Source organism: Devosia riboflavina (assembly GCF_000743575.1).
In the GTDB taxonomy this organism is placed as follows: domain Bacteria; phylum Pseudomonadota; class Alphaproteobacteria; order Rhizobiales; family Devosiaceae; genus Devosia; species Devosia riboflavina.
In genome coordinates, this window is sequence record NZ_JQGC01000008.1 from 39590 (window position 1) to 49951 (window position 10362).

Below are 10362 nucleotides of genomic sequence, written 5' to 3' on the forward strand. Positions count from 1 at the left end.
GTTGGCACAGCGACAAATCTGCTGATTATATTCCGAGCGCCGCCGGCCTATTTCATGCGCTGTCAGGAGCTTGATCCATGCAGACGGTTCGCAAAGACATCCACAACTCGGAATTGCCCATTCTGTGCCAAAGCTGCGAGGCGCGGCATCAGGGAATTTGTGGGGCAATGACCTCCGAGCAATTGCTCGCCATCTCCAAGCATACGCGGCGCGTGCGGCGGGAGCCGGGGCAGGAGATTCTGGCCGATGCCATGCCGATCGCCTCCTATGCCAATGTGCTCAAGGGCGTGGTCAAGCTCACCAAGGTGCTGGAGGATGGACGTCAGCAGGTGGTGGGGCTGCAATTTGCGCCGGATTTGCTGGGACGACCTTTTGCCAGCGAAAGCCGGGTGACGGCCGAGACGGCTTCGGATGTCGAACTCTGCATGATCCCCAAGACCGCACTTGAGGCGCTGATGTCGGCGGGTGGGCCGGTGGAACACCGCATCATGATGCAGGCGCTGCGCGAACTCGACGAGGCGCGCGACTGGATGGTCACGCTGGGACGCAAGACCGCGGCCGAAAAGGTCGCGAGTTTCTTGTATTTGCTCGCGACGCATATCGACCCGACGGAAGAAACGGCGCTGGCGACGTTCGATCTGCCGCTTAGCCGGGCGGATATTGCCGACTTTCTGGGGCTCACCATTGAGACGGTGAGCCGGCAGTTGACGAAGCTCAAGGCCGAGAAGGTGATCGAGATCGCCAATTATCGGCATGTGAGCATCAATGACCTGACGCAATTGCGGCTGCGCTGCGGGTGATTTTTCAACCCTGAAGAAGTAGCCCTTATCCTGAGGTGCACAGCCTCGAAGGACGAAGGCTTGCCCGGATACATCGTGCCACGTCCTCGTGGTTCGAGGCTGCACTACGCGCAGCACCTCACCATGAGGACTACTGGGTCAGCCTGCCATTCCGCATTTCCAGAACACGATCCACCGTGCCGTCGGGGATGGCGGCATGGGTGATCATGACGACCGTGCGCCCTTTGGTGGCTTCGGCGAGGGTTTCGAAAAAGCTCAGTTCATTGGCGCGGTCGAGCGCATTGGTTGGCTCGTCGAGGAGGATGATCGGCGCGTCCGAGAGCAGCGTGCGGGCGAGGCAGAGGCGGCGCATCTGGCCGGCCGAGAGGGTGCGGCCGGATTCGCCGAGGACCGTGTCGAGACCTTCGGGGAGGGTGGCGACGAATTTTTCGAGTTTCGCTGCTCCGAGCGCGGCCCAGATCGCTTCGTCATCGGCGAGGGGGCGGGCGATGCGCAGGTTGTTGCGGATCGTGTCGATGAAGACGGGGCTGTCCTGGCTGAGGAGGGCCATATTGGTGTGGACCTGGGCAGCGACGATGTCGTTAAGGGCGGTGGTGCCGATGCGGATGTCGCCGCATTGCGGCTCGTTGAGGCGCAAGAGCAGGCTCAGGAGCGTGGACTTGCCGCCGCCGCTGGGGCCGGTGATGGCGATGCGCTCGCCGGGGGCGATGCTGAGGGTGACGCCATTCAGGACCGGCGCGCCGCTATCGTAGGAAAAATGCACGTCGGAGAACGCGATCTTCTGGCCCTCGGGGAAGGGCAGGGGCCGGGCGGGGTCGATGATTGCCGGGGGTAGGTTGGCGAGGGCGGTCAGGCGTTCGGCGGCGGCGAGGGCTGCCGTCGATTTGCCGACGCTGCGGACGATGACAGCGGTGGCTTCAAAGCTGCCGAGGACAGCGAGGACGAGACCGACGAAGACGGCGGGATCTAGGGCGCCGGCTTGATGGGCGATGAGGCCGGTCCAGAGCGTACCGATGAGCGCGATTGCCGCGAGCACCTGCACGGCCATGGCGGCGGCGCCAGTGAGGGCGGCGAGGGTCAGGCGGCGCTCGGAGAGGTGGCGGGCGAAGGCGGAGAAACGGTCTTTGGCAGTGCCCAACACGCCCAAAATGGTGAGATCGGCGTGGCCGCTGATGGCGTCATAAACGGCGATGCGCGTGTCGGCGGCGGCACTGACGACGTCGCGGCCGACCTTGCGCGCGGAGATGACGAGGGCAGCGGGGACGAGGAAGACGGCACCTGCCAGGGCGAGCGCGTAGATGAGCGCGGCCGAAGGGAGGAAGACGATCAGCACGCCGGTGACGGCCATGCCCATGAGCAGGGCGCCGAGCATGGGGCCGATGGCGACGAGGAAGGCGACGTCGAGCGCGTCGACATCGGCGGTCAGGCGGCTGACGAGGTCGCCGTGGCGAATGGAACGATCGGAAAGCGGCAGGCGCGGGAAGAGGGCGGAAAAGAGCCAGCCGCGCAGGTCCGAGAGGAGACGCAGGGTGGCGTTGTGGCCGACGAAACGCTCGCCATAGCGGGCGAGGATGCGGATGAAGGAAAAGGCGCGGACGAGGGCCGAGGGGACGAAGAGATTGAAGCCGAGGCCGAGCGTGGTCAGGGCGGTGGCGGTGATGAACCAGCCGGATGTGCCGAGGAGGGCGATGCCGGCGGCGAGAGTGATGGCGGAGAGCAGCAGCGCCAGGGTCAGCGCGCCGAGGCGGCGGCGGAAGAGCGGGGCGAGCATGGCAAAGACAGTCATGCGACACCTTTCTTATGCACGGGAAGGGCAACCTGAAGCAGGGATTCTCCGGCAAAACGCCATGCTTTGTCGAGGCGCGCGGCGACGGCATGCGAATGGGTGGCGATAATGAGCGTGCGGCCCTTGGCGTAGTCGAGAATGGCCGAGATGATTTCGGCTTCGAGCTCGGCGTCGAGATGGGCCGTTGGCTCGTCGAGGAGGATTAGGCCGGCATCGCGCAGGAACAGGCGGGCGAGGGCGACGCGCTGCGCCTGACCGCCGGAAAGGCCGATGCCGTCTTCGCCAATGATGGTGTCGAGGCCCTGCTTCATCGCGGCGGCAAATTGGGCGACGCCGGCGTGTTCGGCGGCCAGTTCGATTTCGGCGCGGCTCGCGTCATGGCGGGCCAACGCAATGTTCTCGGCGATGCTGGCGTGAAGGAGGCGCGGCTTTTGCGTGAGGAGGAAGGTGCGGGCGCGCAGGTCTTCCTCGGGCCAAGCGTCGAGTGCGCGGCCATCGAGCAGGATGTCGCCTTCGGCGGCGCGAAGGCCGATCAGGGCCTCGAGGAGGGTCGACTTGCCCTGGCCGCTGGGGCCGAGAATGGCGACGTGCTGACCCGCGGGGATTCTTAGCGCGGTATCGGCGAGGACGACGCGCTGGCGATCGGGGGTGCGCAGCGTGACGCCGGTCAGGTCAAGCGCGATGGCTTTGCCGCTACGGGGCGAGATGTCGCTGAGAGATGTCGGCTCGGACGGCAGTTCGCCGAGCTGGCGTTCGATCTCGACGAGGGCGGCCTTGGCGGAGGCGCGGTCGTGGTAGTGGGCGGCGAGGAGCCGGAGGGGATTGTAGACCTCGGGCGCCATGAGGAGGAGGAACAGGGCCAGTTCCAGCGTCAGGGGTGAGGAGCGCAGGTGCAGGTAGTCGATGAAGGTGAGGCCGAGATAGAGCGCGACGCCGGCGACGCCGAGGGCGGCGAAGAATTCGAGCACGGCGGAGGAGAGGAAGGCGATGGCGAGAACGCCCAGCGTGCGGCGGCGCAGGGATTCGCTGGCCGAGACGATGCCATGCACTTCGGCGGCTTCGCGGCCGAAGAGTTTTAGCGTGAGAAGACCGCGCAAGCGGTCGGCGAAGCGGCCAGAGAGGCGCGTGAGGGCTTGGGCCTGTCGATCGGTGGCGGCCTGGGCGCCCCAGCCGACGAGGGCCATGAAAAGCGGAATGAGCGGGGCCGAGACAAGGAACAGGAGACCGGCGACCCAATCGAGCGGCAGGATGATGGCGCCAAAGACGATGGGCAGGAGAGCGGCCTGAGCGGAGGCGGGCAGATAGCGCGCGAAAAAGCCATCGAGCGCTTCGACCTGGTCGACGATGGCAGTGACGGCAGCGCCGGAGGCAGGTTGATCTTGCCGGCGGGGCGAGCGGGCGAGGAGTGAGGAAAACAGGGAATCGCGGAGGTCGCGTTTGATGTTTTCGGCGGCCAGCGTGCCGAGCCAATCGCCCAGTGCCGAAAGACCGGCGCGGAAGACAAGCAATGCGAAAATGAGTCCGACTGTGGGCAGGAGCGCATCGACCGTCTCGCCGCCTTCGATGGCGCGGCCGATGACGCTGGCAAGGCTCCACGCCTGCCAGACGAGGAGGCCACCCGAAACCAGCGGCAGTCCGATTGCCAGCCACAGGGCCGAGCGGCCATGGCGTTGCAATCGCGATAGGGCCTTGCCGGCAGCTTTTTCTTGCGGGGTCACTTGGTTTTTGCTTGGCTTGGGTGCGAGGCTCGGCGGCCTCGGTCTTTACTGGTTCGTTAGGATGATGTCGTGCAACGCACCTTGATCTAGGTCAAGGCGCGTATTGCCGCGTTGCGCGATAGGAGAGGTAGAGGCAGTCCGTTCGTGGCTGCCCATAGCAGCAGCAAGGCAGGACCTGCCATGATCGACATGACTGTCGTTGAACTCTCGCGATGGCAATTCGCCGCCACCGCAATGTATCACTTCATATTTGTGCCACTGACGCTCGGCCTCTCCATGCTGATGGCCATCATGGAGAGCGTCTATGTGATGACGGGCCGCGAAATCTGGCGCAAGGCCACGATTTTCTGGGGCACGCTGTTCGGCGTTAATTTCGCCATGGGTGTCGCTACCGGCATTGTCATGGAATTCCAGTTCGGCATGAACTGGAGCTATTACAGCCACTATGTGGGTGACGTTTTCGGCGCGCCGCTGGCCATCGAAGGGCTGATGGCTTTCTTCCTCGAAGCCACGTTTGTCGGTCTCTTCTTCTTCGGCTGGGACCGCATGAGCAAGGTGGGCCATCTGGTTGTCACCTGGCTCGTGGCGCTGGGTACCAATTTCTCGGCGCTTTGGATCCTCATCGCCAATGGCTGGATGCAGAACCCCGTCGGCTCCAAGTTCAACCCCGACACCATGCGCATGGAAGTCACCGACTTCATGGCGGTGCTGTTCAACTCGGTCGCTCAGGCCAAGTTCGTGCACACGGTCAGCGCCGGCTATGTCTGCGGTGCCGTGTTTATCTTTGCCATATCGGCCTTCTATCTGGCCCGCGGCAAGCATGTGGAAATCGCCAAGCGCTCGATGGTGGTGGCGGCAAGCTTTGGTCTTGCCGGTGCGCTGTCGGTGGTCGTGCTGGGTGACGAGAGCGGTTATGTCGCGACCGAGCACCAGAAGATGAAGATCGCGGCGCTTGAAGCGAGCTATCACACGGAAGAGGCTCCGGCCCCCTGGACGGTCATTGCCCTGCCCGGCGAGGATGGCGGCGAGCCGAGTTTCTCGATCCAGATACCCTGGGTCGGCGGCCTCATCACCACGCGTTCGCTGGACGAAGAACTGCTGGGCCTCGAGGAACTGACCGAGCATGCGCAGGTGCGAATCCGTTCGGGTATGATCGCCTATGACGCGCTGCAGGCCATTCGTGCCGACGGCACGGACCAGACGGCGCGGGCAACCTTTGACGAGCATTGGGCAGACCTCGGCTATGGCCTGCTGCTCAAAAAGTATCGCGAGGATGTCGGCAACGCCACGGACGCGGAAATCGCCATGGCGGCGGAGGATACCGTGCCCGATGTATGGCCGCTGTTCTGGACCTTCCGTATCATGATGGGGTTGGGCTTCTTCTTCATCGCCTTCTTCGCCTTCTGGTTCTGGAAGGCTTCTACGGGGAAACTCGACAGCAACAAGAACCTGCTCTGGCTGAGCTTCTTCCTGTTGCCCACGCCTTGGCTCGCCATCGAGGCTGGCTGGTTCATTGCCGAATTCGGCCGCCAGCCCTGGGTAGTGGAAGGGGTGTTGCCGACCTTCTATGCGGCGTCGGGTCTCAATTTCTGGGACCTCGTGATCTCGCTCACCTTCTTCACGCTGCTCTACACGGTGCTCTTCGTCATCATGATCATGCTGATGGTGAAGATCGTAAAGACCGGACCGAAGGATTTTGCTTTCGTCGATAGCCCGGACGCCGATGACTTCGTCGTTGCCGCCCTGCCTGCCACTCCCGCTACCAAGGAGCTCGGATCGTGAGCACCATTCCACTCGACTATGAAACCCTGCGGCTCATCTGGTGGCTGCTGCTTGGTGTGCTGCTGATCGGCTTTGCCATCATGGGTGGGCGCGATCTCGGCGTCGGCGCATTGCTGCCCTTTGCGGCGCGCACCGATGACGAGCGGCGTGTGCTGCTCAACGTCGTTGGCCCCACTTGGGAAGGCAATCAGGTCTGGCTGGTGCTGGGCGGCGGCGCCATCTTTGCCGCCTTCCCGCCGCTCTATGCCGTGAGCTTTTCCGGCTTTTACCTCGCCATGATTGTCATCCTGCTGGCCCTGATCCTGCGGCCAGTCGGGTTCAAGTTCCGTGGCAAGATTGCCGATGCCCGTTGGCGGGCGGCTTGGGATTGGGCGCTGTTCATCGGCGGGGCCGTGCCCTCGCTGATCTTCGGTGTCGCCGTGGGCAATGTCATCCTGGGCGCGCCGTTCCATTTCGATGACACGATGCGCGCCTTCTATACCGGCAACTTCTTCCTGTTGTTGATGCCCTTCGCGCTGCTCTGTGGGCTCGTGAGCCTTGGGATGCTGGTCACCCAAGGTGCTTCGGTGATTGTGGGTCGGACGGAGGGGCTGCTGGCCGAGCGGGCAAGAACTATCGGCATCTGGGCCGGGCTTGGCACCATCGTGCTCTTTGCCCTCGGTGGCGTTTGGGTGGCCTTCGGTATCGATGGTCACGTCATCACCAGCACGGTCGATCCCAATGCACCGATCAATCCGCTCGCCAAGACGGTTGAACTGGTGCGCGGCGGGTGGCTGAGCAACTACGGCGCCTATCCCTGGATGATCGCGGCGCCGGTGATCGGCCTTGCCGGCATGGCGCTGGCGGTGCTGGGCCTCAATGGCCGCTGGAAGCTGGTGCCGCTGCTGGCGACCAGCGCCGGCATCTTTGGGATCATCTCGACGGCCGGCCTGTCGCTGTTCCCGTTCCTGCTGCCGTCTTCCACTGTGCCGCAAGCCGGGCTGACGCTGTGGGACGCATCGTCGAGCCACATGACGCTCTTCATCATGCTGTTGGTGACGGCATTCTTCCTGCCGATCATCATTCTCTATACCGGCTATGTCTTCCGGGTGATGCGCGGTCCGGTGACCACAACCAGCCTCAACAAGAACCCCAACGCCTACTAGGAGAGAGACGATGTGGTATTTTTCCTGGATTCTCGGCCTCGGCCTTGCCTGCACCTTCGGCATTCTCAATGCCATGTGGTTCGAAATGCGCGAGGACAGACGCATAGCGCGCGAAGAAGGGCGGGAGCCGATCTCCCGCTAACGCATGGGTCCTGACCATCTGGTCAAAAATCCAAAAACCGGACCTTGCGGGAGCAAAGTCCGGTTTTCTTTTTGTATTTCAATGTTTTGACGGCTCCGCGCAAGAGGAGTCGGGAAAATCGACACGGAATCCACCTAAACCGAATATGAACCATATGCCTCATTTCTGTGCGCTGAGTGCATAACGGATGTGCAGAAGGTCTATCTACTAATCACGACCCCTCCGGTCTACATAGAGGTCATCAAACGAAGGGGAACCAAAATGAACATTGCCAAGAAGATCGCCGATTTCGCCCGTTACCAGCGCACCCTGCGCGAGCTCAACTCGCTCGACAGCCGCCAGCTCAACGACCTGGGCATCACCCGCTCCGACATCAAGTCGATCGCACGCGGTACCTACACTGCCTAAGCTTTAGGCAAAATCGGTATGTAAGATGAAGGCGTCCAATCGGGCGCCTTTTGTCTTTTTGGGATTCCGGTTTTGGACTAGCGCGTCAGGTCTGCGACGACGCAGTGGAGGGTCTTGGCGAGATCGTCGGGCTTGATGCGGATCTGCAATCCGCGCTGGCCGCCATTGAGAAAGATCTCGTCGTAGAGCTGGGCCATTTCGTCGAGCGCGGTTGGGACCGGCTTGCGCTGACCGAGGGGGCTGATACCCCCCACTTTGTAGCCCGTCAGGCGCTCGGCGTCCGCCGGCTTCATCATGTGGGCGGATTTCCCGCCCAGCGCAGCGGCCAACTTCTTCATATTGATCTCCTCGTCGGAGGGGACGATGGCGCAGATGGGCTTGCCATCGAGTTCGGCCATCAGCGTCTTGAACACTTCGCCCGGCGACACGCCCATGGCTTCGGCCGCCTGCAGCCCGACGCGCTCGGCGTTGGGGTCATAGTCGTAATTGGCGAGGGTGAAGCTGATGCCGGCCTTGATAAGGGCCTGCGTGGCGGGCGTGGTCTTGGACATATGCCTGTTTTAGCCCGTCGGCGGCAAAGCTCAAGCCTTAGCGCTCGAGATCGGGGCGCAGCGCCCAGCGCGGATCGTCGGCGGGATTGTCGTCGAGACCGACATCCCGAAGGATGTGCTGGGACAAATGCAGCGCCCTTATGGCGCGGCGGCGCCTGGGTGCCGTGGCATCGTGCTGGTGCAGGAGGGCAGCGGGGAGGGGCAGGAGAAAGCCAAGAAAGCTGGGCAAGGCGAGCATTTGATGCATTCGCTGGCCTTATGGCCGGCGTCCTCTTTGGATTGACATGAGCTGAAAAATGCACCTGATTGCTGCCGCTATCCAACTAAAGCTCGATAGCGATGCATAAGGGGTGTTTATCCATGTCATTGCCACCGCTCAGCGCCATCCGGGTTTTTGAAGCCGTGACGCGGCATCTCAGTTTTACCCGCGCGGGCGAGGAACTGGGCATGACGCAGGCGGCGGTGAGCTATCAGATCAAGCTGCTGGAGGAGCGCGTGGGGGCGCCGCTGTTCCTGAGAAAACCGCGGCAGATTGCGCTCAGCGAAGTGGGGAGCAACCTAGCGCCGCAGGTGCAGCAGGCCTTTGAAATCATGCGCGAGGCTTTTGCCGATACGCGGGGGGAGGTGGACGGGCTGCTCTCGATCACCACCGTGCCGACTTTTGCGAGCCAATGGATGGCGCAGAATCTGGGGCTGTTCCAAATCGATCATCCCGAGATCGCGGTGCGGCTCGACAGCACCAGTGACATGGTCGACCTGCTCAATGACGAATTCGATATCGGCATCCGCACTTTGGCGGCGCCGCCGGAGAAGGGGTTGGTTTCGCACCTCTTGGTGAAGGCCGATTTCACTCCGCTCCTCAGTCCGGCTTTGGCCGAGAGCATTGGCGGCGTGAAGGAGCCGGCGGACTTGCTGAAACTGCCCATGCTCGATCCGCAGGACGAATGGTGGGCGCTGTGGTTCGAGGTTGCGGGGGTTCCGGGCTTTTCGGCCGAGGGCCGGCCGATGAGCATGCTGAATTGGCAGAGCCTGCTCGGTACGGCTGCTATGGCCGGGCGGGGCGTGACTATGCTGACCCCGGCGTTGTTTCGCGACGAGATCGCTTCGGGGCGGTTGATCCAGCCATTCAAATTGCTGGCGCCGGCGGGGCGCGCCTATTACCTCGTCTATCCCGAAAGCCGGCGCAATGCGCCTAAGATCAAGATGTTCAGGGACTGGATGCTGGAGGCGACGGCCTTCATGCGCGCGGAATCCTGACAGGTTTTGGCGCGGGCCGACGCGAGTGTTCCCCCGAAAGTCAGGGGAATAGAATGACTGCAGACGAACTCAATGCCGTGATTGTGCGGGCCAAGGCCGCGACCTATGTCGGAGGCGGCGTGAAGGCGTCAGCCTCGCGGCCGGGATCGCATGATCTCGGCTGGTCCGAGGGCGAGTGGCGCTATCTCGACAGCTATTTTGGCGGCACGGATTTTCTGGGCCAGGAAGTGCTGCTGCGCGGCGCGGAGCCGGTTTGGGCGATGAACTATTATGGCTATGTGTTGCGGCCGGACCTGATCGACGGGGCTAAGGCTGGGGAGACGATCAAGGCGGCGCTGAGTGCCATGTATGGCGAGGGGCGGTTCCTCGGCGGTTTCGATTGGGCGGGGCCACACGGGCATTATCGTGATCGCAGCGAGGGTGATGTCGGGCAGTTTCGGGGGCGCGAGGTGATTTTGGTGGGTGGGGTGGAGGCTTATGCGCTGGATTATTTTGGAGGGCTGGTGAAGCCTTAGGGGATCCGCAGCTCGTCATCCTCAGCTTGTCCCGAGGACACTTCACTTGGCGGCGGCCCCACAAAGTGCAGAGCCCTCGGGTCAAGCAACCGTGGATCAGTTTGCAAAAGCTAAGTCGGTTCTGGCGATGGCGTTGAGGATTGTGATGAGTTTTCGGACGGTTGCGATCATAGCAAGTTTGAATGGTTTGCCGCGGGCCCTGAGCCTTTGGTAAAAACCTGCGAGCACCGGGTCGCGCACTTTGATGGCGCTGAGCAC

Annotated in this window: 11 protein-coding genes; 7 read left to right on the forward strand and 4 right to left on the reverse strand. The window is 62.7% G+C overall.

Annotated elements, in window-relative coordinates; translation table 11 throughout:
* Nucleotides 1–77 precede the first annotated feature (77 nt).
* Nucleotides 78–800 (forward strand): Crp/Fnr family transcriptional regulator, encoded by a 723-nt coding sequence (locus JP75_RS10755; RefSeq protein ID WP_035082598.1) that lies wholly within the window; start codon nucleotides 78–80, stop codon nucleotides 798–800.
* A 130-nt stretch (nucleotides 801–930) separates the two neighbouring features.
* Here JP75_RS10755 and cydC read toward each other — a convergent pair whose 3' ends face one another.
* Complete coding sequence (gene cydC / locus JP75_RS10760) at nucleotides 931–2586, reverse strand: thiol reductant ABC exporter subunit CydC (protein WP_035082600.1); 1656 nt, start codon at nucleotides 2584–2586, stop codon at nucleotides 931–933.
* Nucleotides 2583–4304, reverse strand: a complete 1722-nt coding sequence (gene cydD / locus JP75_RS10765; protein ID WP_051960596.1) for a thiol reductant ABC exporter subunit CydD — start codon at nucleotides 4302–4304, stop codon at nucleotides 2583–2585. The genes cydC and cydD overlap by 4 nt, the downstream gene beginning before the upstream one ends.
* Before the next feature lie 183 nt (nucleotides 4305–4487).
* On the opposite strand from cydD, the gene JP75_RS10770 reads away from it, so the two are divergent.
* The 4 genes from JP75_RS10770 to JP75_RS25855 all read left to right on the forward strand — a co-directional run bounded on the left by JP75_RS10770 (nucleotide 4488) and on the right by JP75_RS25855 (nucleotide 7781).
* Nucleotides 4488–6086, forward strand: a complete 1599-nt coding sequence (locus JP75_RS10770; RefSeq protein ID WP_201772931.1) for a cytochrome ubiquinol oxidase subunit I — start codon at nucleotides 4488–4490, stop codon at nucleotides 6084–6086.
* A complete protein-coding gene (gene cydB, locus JP75_RS10775; RefSeq protein WP_035082604.1) occupies nucleotides 6083–7231 on the forward strand; it encodes a cytochrome d ubiquinol oxidase subunit II in 1149 nt (382 codons plus the stop codon). The genes JP75_RS10770 and cydB overlap by 4 nt, the downstream gene beginning before the upstream one ends.
* A gap of 10 nt (nucleotides 7232–7241) precedes the next feature.
* Nucleotides 7242–7373 (forward strand): cytochrome bd-I oxidase subunit CydX, encoded by a 132-nt coding sequence (gene cydX / locus JP75_RS25850; protein ID WP_084587601.1) that lies wholly within the window; start codon nucleotides 7242–7244, stop codon nucleotides 7371–7373.
* A 261-nt stretch (nucleotides 7374–7634) separates the two neighbouring features.
* Nucleotides 7635–7781 (forward strand): DUF1127 domain-containing protein, encoded by a 147-nt coding sequence (locus JP75_RS25855; protein WP_084587602.1) that lies wholly within the window; start codon nucleotides 7635–7637, stop codon nucleotides 7779–7781.
* Nucleotides 7782–7858: 77 nt separating this feature from the next.
* Here the strand turns inward: JP75_RS25855 and ybaK are convergent, their stop codons facing one another.
* Nucleotides 7859–8332 carry a Cys-tRNA(Pro) deacylase gene (gene ybaK, locus JP75_RS10780; RefSeq protein ID WP_035082606.1) on the reverse strand — a complete coding sequence of 158 codons (474 nt, stop codon included), beginning with the start codon at nucleotides 8330–8332 and terminating at the stop codon, nucleotides 7859–7861.
* 37 nt (nucleotides 8333–8369) lie between these two features.
* Nucleotides 8370–8570 carry a hypothetical protein gene (locus JP75_RS10785; protein WP_152565808.1) on the reverse strand — a complete coding sequence of 67 codons (201 nt, stop codon included), beginning with the start codon at nucleotides 8568–8570 and terminating at the stop codon, nucleotides 8370–8372.
* A 122-nt stretch (nucleotides 8571–8692) separates the two neighbouring features.
* Here JP75_RS10785 and JP75_RS10790 point away from each other — a divergent pair, with 122 nt between their 5' ends.
* Together JP75_RS10790 and JP75_RS10795 are read left to right on the forward strand one after the other, a co-directional pair.
* A complete protein-coding gene (locus JP75_RS10790; RefSeq protein WP_244446298.1) occupies nucleotides 8693–9589 on the forward strand; it encodes a LysR substrate-binding domain-containing protein in 897 nt (298 codons plus the stop codon).
* A 53-nt stretch (nucleotides 9590–9642) separates the two neighbouring features.
* Entirely contained in the window at nucleotides 9643–10104 is a 462-nt protein-coding gene (locus JP75_RS10795) for a DUF5680 domain-containing protein (protein ID WP_035082612.1), read from the forward strand.
* Nucleotides 10105–10362 lie beyond the last annotated feature (258 nt).